General features: G+C 70.8%; 12 protein-coding genes and 3 pseudogenes. 9 read left to right on the top strand and 6 right to left on the bottom strand.

The features are described 5' to 3' along the window. Positions 1-8: 8 nt before the first annotated feature. A complete protein-coding gene (locus FIV43_RS20050) occupies positions 9-437 on the bottom strand; it encodes a helix-turn-helix domain-containing protein (protein ID WP_141015543.1) in 429 nt (142 codons plus the stop codon). 143 nt (positions 438-580) lie between these two features. On the opposite strand from FIV43_RS20050, the pseudogene cysC reads away from it, so the two are divergent. The 6 genes and pseudogenes from cysC to FIV43_RS21740 all read left to right on the top strand — a co-directional run bounded on the left by cysC (position 581) and on the right by FIV43_RS21740 (position 5,521). Then, positions 581-1,764 (top strand): annotated as a pseudogene (cysC, locus tag FIV43_RS22950) (adenylyl-sulfate kinase). Further along, the gene (locus FIV43_RS22940) at positions 1,701-2,408 is read left to right on the top strand and encodes an arsenate reductase/protein-tyrosine-phosphatase family protein (protein WP_231123991.1); all 708 of its coding nucleotides are present in this window, start codon (positions 1,701-1,703) and stop codon (positions 2,406-2,408) included. Before cysC ends, FIV43_RS22940 begins: the two are co-directional and overlap by 64 nt. Beyond that, positions 2,405-3,409 (top strand): sulfite exporter TauE/SafE family protein, encoded by a 1,005-nt coding sequence (locus FIV43_RS20040; RefSeq protein ID WP_141015542.1) that lies wholly within the window; start codon positions 2,405-2,407, stop codon positions 3,407-3,409. Before FIV43_RS22940 ends, FIV43_RS20040 begins: the two co-directional genes overlap by 4 nt. A 124-nt stretch (positions 3,410-3,533) precedes the next feature. Continuing rightward, a pseudogene (locus FIV43_RS23385) lies at positions 3,534-3,638 on the top strand (Hsp20 family protein); the annotation flags it as partial. A gap of 139 nt (positions 3,639-3,777) precedes the next feature. Next, positions 3,778-3,873: a hypothetical protein gene (locus tag FIV43_RS23380; RefSeq protein WP_269204044.1), complete on the top strand. Its 96-nt coding sequence runs from the start codon at positions 3,778-3,780 to the stop codon at positions 3,871-3,873. A gap of 175 nt (positions 3,874-4,048) precedes the next feature. Next, positions 4,049-5,521: an HNH endonuclease signature motif containing protein gene (locus FIV43_RS21740; RefSeq protein ID WP_196780899.1), complete on the top strand. Its 1,473-nt coding sequence runs from the start codon at positions 4,049-4,051 to the stop codon at positions 5,519-5,521. 85 nt (positions 5,522-5,606) lie between these two features. Here the strand turns inward: FIV43_RS21740 and FIV43_RS20020 are convergent, their stop codons facing one another. Beyond that, the gene (locus tag FIV43_RS20020; RefSeq protein ID WP_141015541.1) at positions 5,607-6,920 is read right to left on the bottom strand and encodes a UDP-glucose dehydrogenase family protein; all 1,314 of its coding nucleotides are present in this window, start codon (positions 6,918-6,920) and stop codon (positions 5,607-5,609) included. 185 nt (positions 6,921-7,105) lie between these two features. Between FIV43_RS20020 and manA the strand changes: the two genes are divergently transcribed. Then, a complete protein-coding gene (gene manA / locus FIV43_RS20015) occupies positions 7,106-8,287 on the top strand; it encodes a mannose-6-phosphate isomerase, class I (protein ID WP_141015540.1) in 1,182 nt (393 codons plus the stop codon). A gap of 7 nt (positions 8,288-8,294) precedes the next feature. Here manA and FIV43_RS20010 read toward each other — a convergent pair whose 3' ends face one another. After that, positions 8,295-9,101, bottom strand: a complete 807-nt coding sequence (locus FIV43_RS20010) for a DUF4143 domain-containing protein (RefSeq protein WP_181407609.1) — start codon at positions 9,099-9,101, stop codon at positions 8,295-8,297. 150 nt (positions 9,102-9,251) lie between these two features. Between FIV43_RS20010 and cysD the strand changes: the two genes are divergently transcribed. Together cysD and FIV43_RS20000 are read left to right on the top strand one after the other, a co-directional pair. Beyond that, on the top strand, positions 9,252-10,166 hold the full coding sequence (gene cysD / locus FIV43_RS20005) for a sulfate adenylyltransferase subunit CysD (protein WP_141015538.1): 915 nt from the start codon (positions 9,252-9,254) through the stop codon (positions 10,164-10,166). Next, the gene (locus FIV43_RS20000; protein ID WP_141015537.1) at positions 10,166-11,458 is read left to right on the top strand and encodes a sulfate adenylyltransferase subunit 1; all 1,293 of its coding nucleotides are present in this window, start codon (positions 10,166-10,168) and stop codon (positions 11,456-11,458) included. Before cysD ends, FIV43_RS20000 begins: the two co-directional genes overlap by 1 nt. An 80-nt stretch (positions 11,459-11,538) precedes the next feature. Here the strand turns inward: FIV43_RS20000 and FIV43_RS22930 are convergent, their stop codons facing one another. The 3 genes and pseudogenes from FIV43_RS22930 to FIV43_RS19990 form a co-directional block, all read right to left on the bottom strand. Beyond that, positions 11,539-11,898: an SIS domain-containing protein gene (locus FIV43_RS22930; protein ID WP_231123989.1), complete on the bottom strand. Its 360-nt coding sequence runs from the start codon at positions 11,896-11,898 to the stop codon at positions 11,539-11,541. Between the two features lie 77 nt (positions 11,899-11,975). Continuing rightward, a pseudogene (gene glmS / locus FIV43_RS19995) lies at positions 11,976-13,364 on the bottom strand (glutamine--fructose-6-phosphate transaminase (isomerizing)); the annotation flags it as partial. Positions 13,365-13,402: 38 nt separating this feature from the next. Beyond that, positions 13,403-14,821, bottom strand: a complete 1,419-nt coding sequence (locus FIV43_RS19990) for a polysaccharide biosynthesis tyrosine autokinase (protein WP_141015536.1) — start codon at positions 14,819-14,821, stop codon at positions 13,403-13,405. Positions 14,822-14,850: the final 29 nt, after the last annotated feature.

The following is a 14,850-nucleotide window of genomic DNA, read 5'->3' as shown; positions in this document are numbered from 1 at the left end:
AGTGCGTGTCACCCTTCTGCGTGGTCGGAAATCTGGTCGGAGGTGCGATGTGCATCCATCTCGGCGTGGACCGCGGACTCGGCCGCGTTCAGCGCCAGGAAGGACGAATAGACATCGAGGAGCGACTGCTTCTGCCGCTCGGTGAGGCCGGTGTCGCCGAGGACGGCGAGCTCGACCGATCCACCCACACCGTCGTCCGGGCTGAGGATGCCCGCACGGACGTAGAGCTGCTCCGCTGAGATCCGGAGGGCCTTCGCGATCTGCGAGAGGACCTCGGCGGACGGCTTGCGGAGCCCGCGCTCGATCTGGCTCAGGTAAGGGTTGGAGACCCCGGCCAGCTCGGAGAGCTGCCGCAAGGAGAGCCGGCTCGCGACCCGCTGCTCCTTGAGGTAGTCGCCGAGCGTTCCGACGGTCTTCGTCACCTTGCCCATCGCCATGCGTCCATCGTGCTTGCAGAAGCAAGCAACTTGCAAGCAATCGGGAGGTGAGTCCGTTCACACCGGCTCCGGCGGCGTCGGGTAGCAGGCATCACCTCGCACGGCGTCTCGAAAAGCCTAGTGATTCGACTTTCTTTGGCAGGATGCTCTGCATGTCTGCGAACGCCGCGCCTCAGCACTGCCCGACGCCGCGTGAGCTCGACGACCTGGAGCTGCTCTCCAACGGTGGACTGCAGCCGGTCGACGGGTTCAACCGACCCGGCAGTCCGGTGACGTTGTCGTTGTCCGAGGAGGCGCGCGCCGCCCTCGCCGAGGGTGGCACGGTCGAGCTGGTCGACCCCGAGGGCCTCCCCCTCGCCCGGGTCACCGACGACGGCCGCGGCCTCGCTGTCGAGCCGCTCACCCACGCCCAGTACGGCCCCTTCCGCCGACTCCACCTCTCCCCCGCCACCACCCGCCAGCAGTACGCCGGCCGCACCGTCGTGGCGATCACCGACGCACCGACCCAGGAGCAGGTCGACCGGCTCCGCGACCTCGGCCCGGTCCTGGTGCTCGCCCTCGTCGGCCGCGGCACCGGTCGACTGTCCCCGGTCGGCCTGCTGCGCGCCACGCTCACCGCTACCGCCGACCTGGACGTCGCGGTGGTCGCGGTGCCGCTGGCCGACCACGGCGACCCGGACGGCGATGCCCGGCTGCGGACCGCGGTGGTGGCGAACTACGCCGGCGAGGACCCGGTGGTCGAGCTCGCCGAGGGCGGTACGCCGTCCCCGGCCGTCGCCGCGATCGTCGCCGAGGAGCGACCGTCGCCGGCCGAGCAGGGCCTGGTGCTCTTCTTCACCGGCCTCTCCGGCAGCGGCAAGTCCACGCTCGCCCAGGCCCTGATGGACCGCCTGCTCGAGCGCGGCGGACGGTCGCTGACCAGCCTCGACGGTGACGTCGTCCGGCGGAACCTGTCGGCCGGGCTCACCTTCTCCAAGGCCGACCGGGAGACCAACATCCGCCGGATCGGCTGGGTCGCCGCCGAGATCTCCCGCCACGGCGGCGTCGCCGTCTGCAGCCCGATCGCGCCGTTCGACGGGACCCGCCAGCAGGTCCGGCAGTATGTCGCCGACGCCGGCGGGGCGTTCTTCCTGGTCCACGTCGCCACCCCCTCGAGGAGTGCGAGCGCCGCGACCGCAAGGGCCTCTACGCGAAGGCACGTCGCGGCGAGATCCCCGAGTTCACCGGCATCTCCTCCCCTACGAGGAGCCCGAGGACGCCGACGTGCGCGTCGACACGACCGGCCGCACGATCGACGAGGCGCTCGACGACGTACTGGTGGCGTTGAAGGCGTCGGGCCACCTGGACCTGACCGGGGACGACCTGGCACCGGCCGCTCGTACGGCGACCGCGGGCGGGCCGTCCGGCACCCCGGCGACGAGCAGCGGCCCGCTGCGGGTGCTGTTCGTCTGCACCGCGAACATCTGCCGCTCGCCCTACCTCGAGCTCCGCGCCCGACAGCTGCTGGCCGACGACGACTCGGTGACCGTCGCCAGTGCCGGCACCCATGGCTTCGAGGCCCATCCGATGGACGACGTGATGGGCGAGGCACTGACCGCCCACGGCGTCGACGCCGACGCGCAGGACGGCTTCCGCAGCCGGCCGTTGACCCGCGAGCTGATCGACGAGGCCGACCTGGTGCTGACCGCGGAGACCAGCCACCGCACCTGGGCCCTCGACGAGGTGCCCGGCGCCTTCCGCAAGGTCTTCACCCTCGGCCAGTTCGCCGCCTCCGTCGAGCGGGCCGACGCCGGCCTCACCGGCGCCGACCTGGTCGCCCACGTCGGGAACCACCGGGCGGCCGCCACTGCCGAGCAGGACGTGCCGGACCCCTACCGTCGCGGACCGGACGCCGCGGCCCGGTGCGCCGACCAGATCGACGGCCTGCTGGCCACCATCCTCCCCCGGCTCAGCAGGAAGGCGCAGCGATGAACGAGCTGCTCACCCTCACCGCGCTCTCCATCGTCGCGGCCGGCTTCCTGGTCGGCATCGTCGTCGGCCTGACCGGCATGGGCGGCGGCGCGCTGATGACGCCGGCGCTGATCTTCCTCGGCGTGGGCGGCGGCGAGGCCGCCACCGTGGTCACCGCCGACCTCACCGCGGCCGCGGTCTACAAGACCGGCGGGGCGGTGGTGCACTCGCGCTCCGGCTCACCGGACTTCCGGCTCGCCGGCTGGCTGATCGCCGGGTCGGTGCCGATGGCGTTCCTCGGGCCCTACCTGGTCAAGGTGCTCACCGACGACCCCGACGACCTCGACCACGCCCTGAAGATGGCGATCGGCTTCGCGCTGCTCTTCGCCGCCGCCACCTACGCGCTGCGGCTCTACATCAACCTGCGCCGGGTCCGCCGCGGCGGCGGGGACGACCCGAACCCGAAGATCCGGCCGATCCCGACCCTGCTGGTCGGCATGCTCGGCGGCCTGCTGGTCGGCGTCACCAGTGTCGGCTCCGGCTCGGTCATCATGATCGCGCTGCTGATGCTCTACCCCGGCCTCTCCGCGGTGCGGCTGGTCGGCACCGACCTGGTCCAGGCCGTGCCGCTGGTGCTCGCCGCGGCGATCGCCAACATCGCGATCCACGGCCTGGACTGGGCGATCACCATCCCGCTGATCCTCGGCTCGGTGCCCGGCACCATCCTCGGCTCCAAGATCGCCCCGCGGGTGCCGCAGTCCTACATCCGGCGCGGCATCGTGGTCGTGCTGACCATGTCCGGCGTCGCGCTGCTCGACAAGGCCGGCTGGGCGCCGCTCGGCAAGGAGGAGACCTACCCGGTGGTGATCGGGCTGGTCGGTCTCGCCACGCTGATCCTGGTCCCGCTGGTCTGGGGGTTCATCCGACGTACCGAGGGGTTGCCGATGTTCGGCGCCCCGTACGTCGCGGAGCTGGAGAAGCTGCCCGGCGACCGGAAGCGCGGACGGACGCCGACCGGCTGAGGCCGAGGATCGGTCGATCCACGTTCAGGACGACCGGAGTCGGCTGACCTCCGCCTCGAGAGCGCCCACCCGGTCCTCCAGGGCGAGGACGTGGGCGATACCGGCGAGGTTGAGGCCGGCGGCGATGCCCATGGACGCGTGGCGCGAGGGTGAGAAGTTCGTGATCGAGTTCGACCTGCCCGGCGTCTCCAAGGAGAGCATCGACCTCGACGTCGAGCGCAACGTGCTGACCGTCCGCGCCGAGCGCACCGCCCGCAACGGCGACTGGGAGGCACTCACCTCCGAACGACCGAGGGCGCCTTCAGCCGCCAGCTCGTGCTCGGGACAACCTCGACCTGGACGGCATCGAGGCCACCTACAGCGACGGCGTGCTGCGCCTGGTGGTCCCGGTCGCCGAGAAGGCCAAGCCGCGCAAGATCCGGATCGCCTCGAACGAGACCGGCCCGGCGGCCATCGGGGCCTGAACCTGACCTCGGTCGGGGGTCGTCGCTCGGGCGACCCCCGACCGAGGCGCCTCGCACTCGGCTCGGACTCGGCTCGGACTCCGAGCGTCGGCGCCCGAGGCGGCGACGACGGCGTTGATCCCGAGGGTGTGGACCAGCCCTTGATCGTTCGAACACGCGTTCGATATCATGGGGCATGGGCACACTCACCGAGGCACTGCGGACGGTCTCCGCGGCCGTCGATGCCCTCGCCTCGGCCGAACAGGCCCAGCCGGTGGCATCGGCCGAGCTCGTTGAGGTGCTGGCCCTGGCCGCGCGCACGCGGGCCGTGCTGGACGGGGTGATGGTGGGTCTGGCCGAGGCGCTGGAGGAACACGACGTGGCCCACGAGCTGGGGTGGGCCTCGACCAAGGAGCTGCTCACCCATGCCACCGGCGGCCGCAAGGGCTCAGGCACCGCGTGGGTGCGGGTCGCGCAACAGACCCAGGAACTGCCCGCGGTCCGTGACGCACTGACCCAGGGACGGATCTCCTTCGCCCAGGCCGGTGTGATCGGGCGCCGCGTCGCCACCCTGCCCCACGTGCCCGAGCTACGCGAGGACGCCGCCGCACTGCTGCTGGACCGGGTCGCCCAGGCCGGGGTCGATGCCACCGACCTCGACCACGCCTTCGGTGACGTGGTCCGCGAGCTCGACCCCGACGGCGAGCTGCTCCGCGCCGACCTCGACAAACCCCGCGCCGAACGCGGCGCCCACCACGCCCGGTTCCTCTCCTTCGCCCCCGACCACCTCGGCGGGGTCCGGATCAAGGGCTACGCCACCATCGAGGAGACCGAGCTCGTCAAGACCATCCTGATGCCACTCGCGGCACCGGCCACCACCGAGCCCGGCGCCTGCGGCGGCACCCCGCTGCCCGACGACGGACCCCTCCTGCACGACCCCAACACCCCCAGCACCCGCCGCCGCTGCCCCGAGGCCGGCTGCCGCCACGACGGCCGCGACCCCCGCGAAGCCGGCGTGCGGATGTGGGACGCCCTGGTCGAGCTCGCCACCCGCTACCAAGCCACCGACCAGCTCCCCCGCGCCCACGGCACCACCGCCCGGATCACCATCACCATGAACCTGGCCGACCTGACCGAGAAGGCCGCCGGCGCCGACCCCGCCGGATTCCGCGGCATCCACCACACCACCGGCCTGCCCGACCCCACCAGCCACACCGGCCACCTACCCACCGGCACCCTCACCGGCGGCCACACCCTCTCCGCCCTCGCCATCCGACGCCTGGCCTGCGACGCCGAGATCATCCCCGCCATCCTCGGCACCCACAACGAGATCCTCGACCTGGGCCGCAGCACCCGCACCGTGACCCCCGGACTCTGGAACGCGCTCGTGCTACGCGACCAACACTGCGCCTTCCCCGGCTGCACCCGCCTCCCCCTGGCCTGCGACGCCCACCACATCCAACACTGGGCCGACGCAGGCCCCACCAGCCTCGACAACCTCATCCTCCTCTGCCGACGCCACCACACCACCGCCCACCACACCCCCTGGACCATCACCATCAACCCCGACACCGGCCAACCCCACTGGCAACCACCACCACCCACCCCCGCCCACCAACGCGTCCGGATCGCCTACACACCCGGACGACCACCACCCCACGCCGCCTGACCCACCCGACGACTCTCGGCGACGCGACTCGCCACCGAGCCGTGCGATGCCAGGTGTGGATGCCGGCCCGCGAAGCTCGGTCGGCTCAGCGACGCCCCAGTGCCCGGTAGGTCCAGCCCGCCTCGCGCCAGGCCTGCGGGTCGAGGCAGTTGCGGCCGTCCAGGATCCGCGGCTCGTCGACCCACCCGCGGAGCTCGCCCGGGTCGAGGGCGACGTACTCGGGCCACTCGGTGGCCACCAGGACGACGGAGGCACCGGCGACAGCGTCCTCGACGGTCGTCGCGAAGGTGAGGTCCGGCCACTTCTTGGCGGCGTTGTCGATCGCCTTCGGGTCGGTCACCGTGACGTAGGCGCCCTGCAGCTGCATCTGCGCGGCGACGCTGAGCGCGGGCGAGTCGCGGACGTCGTCGCTGTCCGGCTTGAAGGCCGCGCCGAGCACCGCGATCCGGCGGCCGACGATCGACCCGCCACAGACCTCCCGCGCCAGGTCGACCATCCGGACCCGGCGACGCATGTTGATCGAGTCGACCTCGCGCAGGAAGGTCAGCGCCTGGTCGACGCCGAGCTCGCCGGCGCGCGCCATGAAGGCGCGGATGTCCTTGGGCAGACAACCACCGCCGAAGCCGAGACCGGCGTTGAGGAAGCGGCGACCGATCCGGGAGTCATGTCCGATCGCATCGGCGAGGCTGGTCACGTCGGCCCCGGTGGCCTCGCACAGCTCGGCCATCGCGTTGATGAAGGAGATCTTGGTGGCGAGGAACGAGTTCGCGGCGACCTTGACCAGCTGGGCGGTGGCCAGGTCGGTCTCGATCTTGGGGGTGCCGGCGGCGAGCGCAGCGCCGTACACCTGGTCCAGCACCCCGGCGGCCCGCCGGGCCTGGTCGGTGTCGCCGACGCCGTAGACGAAGCGGTCCGGCCGCAGCGTGTCCTCGACCGCGAACCCCTCACGCAGGAACTCCGGGTTCCAGAGCAGCTCGGCCTCCGGCTCCGCCTCGTGGACCAGGTCGGCCAGCTCCTCGGCGGTCCCGACCGGGACGGTCGACTTGCCGACGACGACGTCGCCCGGCTTCAGGTGCGGCAGCAGTCCGGTCACCGCCTCGCGGACGAAACGCAGGTCGGCGGCGAACTCCGCCTTCTTCTGCGGCGTGCCCACGCAGACGAAGTGCACCGTTGCCTCGGCCGCCGCAGCGGCCCCGGTGGCGAAGGACAGCCGACCACTCGCGGTGCCGTCACTCAGCAACGCGTCCAGCCCGGGCTCGAAGAACGGGGCTTGCCCGTGGTTCAGACGCTGCACCTGCTCGGGAAGGACGTCGATGCCGACGACCTCGTGACCGAGGTCAGCCATGCACGCGGCGTGCACCGCGCCGAGATAGCCGCATCCGAAGACCGAGATCCTCATGCCTGCAGATTGGGCGCCGGAGCGAACATCCGGGCACCACGCGGCTGAACGGACGGGGTCGCGGGCCCGAACAGTCGCGCCGACTTCCGTACCCTGAATCGGCGTCCCTGCGTGAACTCGCGGACGCCGACCCTGACCAGCATCTACGATTGACCGTCTCGTTTTGACCGTCACCGAGGAGTTCCGTGTATCCGCTCGACTGCCCCACCCAGGACTACGACTGGGGCTCGACTGACGGCATCCCGACGTTCCTGCGTCAGAGCCCGGGCAGTCGGCCGGTCGCCGAGGTCTGGATGGGGACGCACCCCCTCGGGGTCGCGACCGTGCGCGGGAGCGACGAGGCCCGACCGCTGACCGACGTCGCGGGCGAGCTGGGCTTCATGCTCAAGATCCTCGCGGCCGACCGGCCGCTCTCCATCCAGGTGCACCCCAACGCATCGACCGCGCGCGCCGGTTTCGAGGCGGAGGAGGCGTCCGGCGTCCCGCTGGAGTCGCGGGACCGGGTGTTCAAGGACCCGCACCCCAAGCCGGAGATGGTCTACGCGCTGTCCCAGTTCGACACGCTCGTCGGTTTCCGTCCGACCGCCGAGATCCTGCGGGTGCTCGCCCAGCTCGACACTCCGCTCACCCAGGTCATGGCGGCCGAGCTGCGCAACAACCCCGGCTTCGCGGGCATCGTCAAGCTGGTCGAGAAGCAGCTCCTCTCGCCGCCGAGCGCCGAGGAGATCACCGCGGTCGTCGACCAGTGCTCGTCCGCGCTGGAGCGCGGCTTCGACATCCGTCGTGCCTACCTCACCGCCGTGGAGCTGCAGAAGCACCACCCGGGCGACATCGGCGTGCTGATCTCGCTCCTCCTCAACCGGCTCACCCTCCAGCCGGGCGAGGCCGCCTTCCTCGACGCCGGCATCATCCACGCCCACCTGGCCGGGATGTGCCTGGAGGTGATGGTCTCCTCCGACAACGTGCTGCGGGCCGGCCTGACCTCGAAGCACATCGCCGCCGAGGCGATGGTGCACTGCCTGGAGGAGGGGATGTCCCGGGTCGCTCGGGTCAACCCGGAGCTCTTCGGCTTCTCCACCGACATCTACCAGCCGGGGTCGGGCGACTTCGCGCTCTCGGTCACCCAGGTCTCCCAGGCGGAGCCGGCCGGCGCCGCGCTGCCCGAGCGCGGCAAGCGGATCCTGGTCTGCACCGCCGGGGATGTGGCGCTGCTCAACGAGCAGGGTGAGTCGCTGTGGCTGGCCCGCGGCGACTCCGCCTACGCCGACGAGAGCGACGGCACCATCCGCGTGGTCGGCACCGGCGAGGTGGCCCAGGCCTACCAGCCCACCGACGTCCACGCCGGCCGGCTGAACGACCTGGTCTGAGCGGGCGCTACCGCGTCTCCCAGTCCCACAGCGCGGAGATCGGCAGCCCCCAGAGGCCGGGGCGGTACTGGAAGCCCGCCGGTGCGGTGTTGAGCACGATCCCCCCGCGGAACCTGCTGCCGGCGCGCATCGCGAGCGCCTCCAGGTTGCGGAACTGGTGCGGCCGGAACGCGGCGGCGGTGCGGATCTCGAGGCCGTAGACGGTGTCGTCCTCGAGCTCGACGACGACGTCGACCTGCAGCCCGTTGCGCTCGCGGAGATGGCCGAGCCGGTGGGTGACCGTGCTGCTCGGCTCCTGCCGGAGCAGCGCGGTGATCGCGACCCCTTCCAGCAGCGGAGCCAACAGGCGTCGGCCACTCAGCTCGACCAGGTCGGCCGCGGCGATCCCGGAGAGGTGTCGGGCGACAGCGGGATCGTCGAACACCATCCGGGGCCGGCCGATCGCCCGCTTCGCCACAGACGCCCGGGTGCCGGGCAGCGCACGGACCAGGCCGATCCGCTCGACCAGATCGACGTACGGCGACACAGTGGTCGCCGGGATCCCGGCCGCGGCAGCGAGCCGCGCCTTGTTCAGCTCCGCCGACGGCGGGCGGGCGAGCGCGGTGATCAGGGCCAGCACCCGCTCCGGGTCGGTACGGCGCAGTGTCCGCGCCTCGTCGTACGCGAGGCGGTGCAGTTCCTCGTCGATGCCGTCGGTGCGGGCGGAGAGCGCCACGTATTCCGCGATCCCCCACCGAGACCGCACTTCGTCCGGCACCGACGCCCGCGAGCCGAGTCGGGCGACGAAGTCGGCGGGGTCGTGCGGGGTGGCCACGCGCCGGAGCCTCTCACACCGCGAGCCAAACTCGTAGATTTGTCTACGCGAGGTCCGACAATGTCACGGTGCTCGGAAACTCATGCCACGATGGCCCCGAATCTGAACGCGGTTCATCCCCTGTCCAGGAAGGATGGCGCCAACCCCGCCATGACCAAGACCCACAGTGACTACCGCTTGAGCCAGCTCGACCAGCTCGAGGCGGAGTCGATCCACATCTTCCGCGAGGTCGCGGCCGAGTTCGAGAAGCCCGTGCTGATGTTCTCCGGCGGCAAGGACTCCATCGTGATGCTCCGCCTCGCGGAGAAGGCGTTCTACCCGGCGAAGATCCCCTTCCCGGTGCTGCAGGTCGACACCGGCCTGGACTTCCCCGAGGTGCTGGAGACCCGCGACCGCTGGGTCAACCGGCTGGGCGTCAAGCTCGTGGTCGCCAGCATCGACGACGCGATCGCCAACGGCGTGGTCGTCGACGACGGCAAGACCAGCCGCAACCGCCTGCAGATCGGCACCCTGCTGAACGCGATCGAGGAGAACGGCTTCACCGCCGCCTTCGGTGGCGGCCGCCGCGACGAGGAGAAGGCCCGCGCCAAGGAGCGCGTCTACTCCCACCGCGACGAGTTCGGCCAGTGGGACCCGAAGATGCAGCGCCCCGAGCTCTGGAGCCTCTACAACGGCCGCCTGCACGAGGGCGAGCACATGCGGATCTTCCCGATCTCCAACTGGACCGAGCTGGACATCTGGGACTACATCGGCCGCGAGGGCATCGAGATCCCCAGCATCTACTTCTCCCACCAGCGCCGCGTCTTCGAGCGCGACGGCATGCTGATGACCGAGACGCCGCTCAACCCGCTCCGCGAGGGCGAGGTCGCCGCCGAGCGCACCGTCCGCTTCCGCACCTGCGGCGACATCACCCTCACCGGGTGCGTGGAGTCGACCGCGTCCAACATCCCCGAGATCATCGAGGAGGTCGCGGCCGCTCGGCTCACCGAGCGCGGCGCCACCCGCGGTGACGACCGGTTCTCCGAGGCCGCCATGGAGGACCGCAAGAAGGAGGGCTACTTCTGATGAGCACCGACACCACCACCGCCGGCGCCGCCGACGTCACCACCGGGATGGACCTGCTGCGGTTCGCCACCGCGGGCTCCGTGGACGACGGCAAGTCGACCCTCATCGGTCGCCTGCTCTTCGACTCGAAGTCGATCTTCGCCGACCAGCTCGAGTCGGTCGAGGCCACCTCGAGCGCCAAGGGCCACGACTACGTCGACCTCTCGCTGCTCACCGACGGACTGCGGTCCGAGCGCGAGCAGGGCATCACCATCGACGTGGCCTACCGCTACTTCGCGACGCCCAACCGCAAGTTCATCATCGCCGACACCCCCGGGCACGTGCAGTACACCCGCAACATGGTCACCGGCGCCTCCACCGCCGACCTCGGCCTGGTGCTCGTCGACGCCCGCAACGGCCTCACCGAGCAGTCCCGGCGCCACGCGGTGCTCCTCTCCCTGCTCCGCGTCCCGCACCTGGTGCTCTGCATCAACAAGATGGACCTCGTGGACTACTCCCAGGAGGTCTACGAGCGGATCCACGACGAGTTCACGCAGTTCGCCACCAAGCTCGCCATCCCGGACCTGGAGGTCATCCCGATCTCCGCGCTCGCCGGCGACAACGTGGTCGAGCGGTCCACCAACATGGACTGGTACTCCGGCCCGACCCTGATGCACCACCTCGAGCACGTCCACGTTGCTTCCGATCGCGACCTGGTCGACGTCCGCTTCCCCGTGCAGTACGTCGTGCGCCCGAAGTCCGACGAGCACCACGACTACCGCGGCTACGCGGGCCAGGTGGCCGGTGGCGTGCTCAAGCCCGGCGACGAGGTCGTCGTGCTGCCCTCGGGGATGACCAGCAAGATCGCCGGCATCGACCTCTTCGACTCCGAGGTCGACGAGGCCTACCCGCCGATGTCGGTCACTGTCCGGCTCGAGGACGACGTGGACGTCTCCCGTGGCGACATGATCGCCCGGGTGAAGAACGCGCCGACCCCCAGCCAGGACATCGACGCGATGATCTGCTGGATGGCGCCGGGCACCCTCAAGCCGCGTCAGAAGCTGGCCATCAAGCACACCACCCGGACCGGTCGTGCCCTGGTCAAGGACATCCAGTACCGCCTGGACGTCAACACGCTGCACCGCGACCAGGACACCAAGGAGCTCGGTCTCAACGAGATCGGCCGCGTCCAGCTGCGCACCACCGTGCCGCTGCTGTGCGACCCGTACTCCAAGAACCGCACCACCGGCTCGTTCATCCTGATCGACGAGGCGACCGGCGTGACCGTCGCCGCGGGCATGATCAACGGCTGATCAGTCTCGGTCCACGACAAGGGCCGGTGACCTCCCGCGGGAGGTCACCGGCCCTTCGTCATCCCAGAGGCGCGCCGGCGTCACTCCACGGTGACGGACTTCGCCAGGTTGCGCGGCTTGTCGATGTCGTGCCCCAAGGACAGCGCCGCGTGGTAAGAGAGGACCTGCAGCGGGATGGTGAGCAGGATCGGGTCCAGCTCGCGCTCGTTCACCGGCACATCGATGCGCTCGCAGTCGATCCCACGGAGATCGACGCTGTCGTGGGTGACGACGACCAGCGGACCGCCCCGAGCCTTGATCTCGTGCAGGGCCGCGATGTTGCGGTCCACCAGCTCGTCGTCCGGGACGATCGCGACCGTCGGCATCTCCTTCGAGACCAGCGCCAGCGGCCCGTGCTTGAGCTCGGACGCCTGGTAGGCCTCGGCATGTCGATAGCTGATCTCCTTGAACTTCTGCGCCCCTCGCGGGCCACCGGGAAGCAGCGGACCCGGCCGATGAAGAAGACGCTCGCCGACTCCGCCAGACGCTGCGCGATCAGCGCGAGCTGCGGCTCGGTGGCGAGGATCTGGGCGATCTGACCGGGCAGCGCCTCCAGACCGGCGAGGAGCCTGCGCCCCTCGGCCGGCGAGAGGTCGCGCACCCGTCCGAGGCGGACTGCGAGCAGCGAGAACGCGAAGAACATGTTGGTCAGTGCCTTGGTCGAGGCCACCGCCACCTCGGGTCCGGCGTGCAGGTAGATCCCGCCGTCGACCTCCCGTGCGATCGCCGAGCCGACCACGTTGACCACTCCGATCACCCGCCCGCCCTTGCGCTGGATCTCCTGCACCGCGAGCAGCGTGTCGACGGTCTCCCCCGACTGGCTGACCGCGACGTACAGCGTGTCCGGCTCGATCACCGGGTTGCGGTAGCGGAACTCCGAGGCGGCCTCGGCGTCGGCGGGGATCCGGGCGACCTCCTCGATCACCGCGGCCCCCATCTGGCCCACGTAGTACGCCGACCCGCAACCCAGGATCTTCACGCGGCGGAACCCACGGAGCTCGCGGGGCGAGAGGTTGAGACCACCCAAGTGGGCGGTGGCGGCGCGCTCGTCGATCCGGCCGCGGAGCACCGCGAGGGTGCGCTCGGGCTGCTCGTTCATCTCCTTGTGCATGAACGACTCGTGGTCGCCGGCGTCGTAGGCGTCCGGGTCGATGTCGACGCTCTCGGGCGCACGCACGGTCGAGGTGAGCCCGCCGACCCCGACCTGGTACGTCGAGAAACCGCCCGCGGTGACCGTGGCCATGTCCCCGTCCTGCAGGTGCACGACCTTGCTCGTGTAGCGCACCAGGGCGGCGAGGTCGGAGGCGACGTGCATCTCGCCGTCCCCGACACCGAGGATCAGCGGGCTGCCGTTGCGGGCCACGACCAGTTGGTCCGGGTGGTCCGCGTGCACGAACGCAACCCCGTAGGTGCCCTCCACCGCGGCGAGGGCCTCGGCCACCTTGCCCTCGAACGTCTCCGCCGTCGAGCGGGCCACCAGGTGCGCCAGCACCTCGGTGTCGGTGTCGGAGGTCAGCACCACGCCGTCGGCGCTCAGTTCGGCACGCAGCGACGCCGCGTTGTCCAGGATGCCGTTGTGCACGACCGCGACCCGGCCCGCCTCGTCGACGTGCGGGTGCGCGTTCGCGTCGGTCGCCGGACCATGCGTAGCCCAGCGGGTGTGTCCGATGCCCAGGCCGCTGGTGGCCGGTGGTGCATGCTCAGTCAGTGCCCGGACGCGGCCGGCGGCCTTCGCGACCTCGAGGCCGTCGCGGCCGAGCACAGCCACACCGGCCGAGTCATAGCCGCGGTGCTCGAGCCGCGCCAGGCCTTCGATCAGGAAGGGTGCCGGGGCCTCAGGCCCGACGTACCCGACGATTCCACACACAGTGATCCCCCATTCTCACGGTTGCGCCGTCGGCGCGGTCAGTCGTCGCGTCGGCTGCGCCGACGCTTCTTCGCCGGGGTCCGGACCGACCCCGGCTCCAGGTCCGGGCTGTAGCCGTACCCGTAGCCGTACCCGTAGCCATAGCCACCCGACTTGGCCGGGACGCGGTTCATCACCACACCGACCAGGTGGGCATCCACCTGCTCGAGACGCTCCACAGCGCCGCTCACCTGGTCGCGGGTTGCCTTGCCGTGGCAGACCACCAGCATCGCGCCATCGGCCTTGGACGCCAGGAGCGCGGCGTCCGTGACCGGGAGCAACGGCGGCGCATCGATGACCACGACGTCGTAGCGGGCACGCAGGTCGGTCAGCAGGTCGGCCATCGCGTTGGTTTGGAGCAGTTCGGCCGGGTTGGGCGGGAGCGGGCCCGAGGCGATGACGTCGAGGCCGATGTCGTCGATGCGCTGGGTCGCGTCGGCCACGCTGACCTTGCCGACCAGCACGCTGGTGACACCGACGGCCTCGTCGATCTGGAGTCTGCCCGCGGCGCGCGGACGACGCAGGTCGCACTCCAGGAGCATGGTGCGGGCGCCGCCCTGGGCGACGCTGATCGCGAGGTTCACCGCCGTGCTGGTCTTGCCCTCCGCGGGGACCGCGGAGGTGACGACGAAGACCTTGCTCGGGCTGTCCACGTCGACGAACTGCAGATTGGTGCGCAGCACGCGGAACGACTCCGCTCGCGGCGACTGCGCCGGGAGCTGGGTGATCAGCGGGGTCTTGGTGGCCGCGGTGTCGTTGACGATCGCGCCGAGCACCGGCGCCTCCGTCATCGCGGTGAGGTCCTCGGCATTGCGGATCCGGGTGTCGAGCAGCTCGCGCAGGACGGCGATGCCGAAGCCGAGCAGCAGCCCGAGCACCAGGCCCAGGGCGATGTTGCGCGTCGGGTTGGGCGAGACCGGGGTGTCGGAGAACGACGCGGCATCGACGATCGTCGCCTTGACCGGAGTGCCGGAGTTGCCGGACGGGGTCTCCAACTCGCGGACCAGGTCGACCAGGCTCTCGGCGTACGCCTGGGCGATCCGCTGCGCCTCGTAGGGGTCCGTGTCGGTCACCGTGAGACTCAGGTTCACCGTGTCGACGGCGACCTCTGCCTGCACCTTGCCGGCCAGCGCGGACGCGTCGGTGTCGAGCTCGAGATCCTCCTTCACCCGGTTCGCCAGCTCCCGGCTGTTGATCAGATCCGCGTAGGACTTCACCCGCTGCGCAGAGAACTGGCTGCCCTGCAGCAGCAGGCTCTCGTCGGTGTCCGCGGTCGAGATGAACAACCGGGCATTCGAGGCATACTGCGGCGTCTGCAGTGCGGTGAAGATCCCGGCCATGGCGGTCACCAGGACCGTGACAGCGAGGATCGAGACCCAGCGACGGCGCAGGATCCGGAGGTAGTCACGCAGTTCCATCAATTTCTCCTCGGTCCCGCGACGGGACC

Source organism: Nocardioides sambongensis (assembly GCF_006494815.1).
Lineage (GTDB): Bacteria > Actinomycetota > Actinomycetes > Propionibacteriales > Nocardioidaceae > Nocardioides > Nocardioides sambongensis.
Note: the sequence above shows the minus strand (reverse complement) of the source record. Positions and strands in the feature narration are given on the sequence as shown.

Excerpts from the sequence above, each read along its gene's own strand:
- FIV43_RS20050 (WP_141015543.1), bottom strand. The coding sequence starts at position 437 with ATGGCGATGGGCAAGGTGACGAAGACCGTCGGAACGCTCGGCGACTAC.
- FIV43_RS20040 (WP_141015542.1), top strand. The coding sequence starts at position 2,405 with ATGAACGAGCTGCTCACCCTCACCGCGCTCTCCATCGTCGCGGCCGGC.
- FIV43_RS21740 (WP_196780899.1), top strand. The coding sequence starts at position 4,049 with ATGGGCACACTCACCGAGGCACTGCGGACGGTCTCCGCGGCCGTCGAT.
- FIV43_RS20020 (WP_141015541.1), bottom strand. The coding sequence starts at position 6,920 with ATGAGGATCTCGGTCTTCGGATGCGGCTATCTCGGCGCGGTGCACGCC.
- cysD (WP_141015538.1), top strand. The coding sequence starts at position 9,252 with ATGACCAAGACCCACAGTGACTACCGCTTGAGCCAGCTCGACCAGCTC.
- FIV43_RS20000 (WP_141015537.1), top strand. The coding sequence starts at position 10,166 with ATGAGCACCGACACCACCACCGCCGGCGCCGCCGACGTCACCACCGGG.
- FIV43_RS19990 (WP_141015536.1), bottom strand. The coding sequence starts at position 14,821 with ATGGAACTGCGTGACTACCTCCGGATCCTGCGCCGTCGCTGGGTCTCG.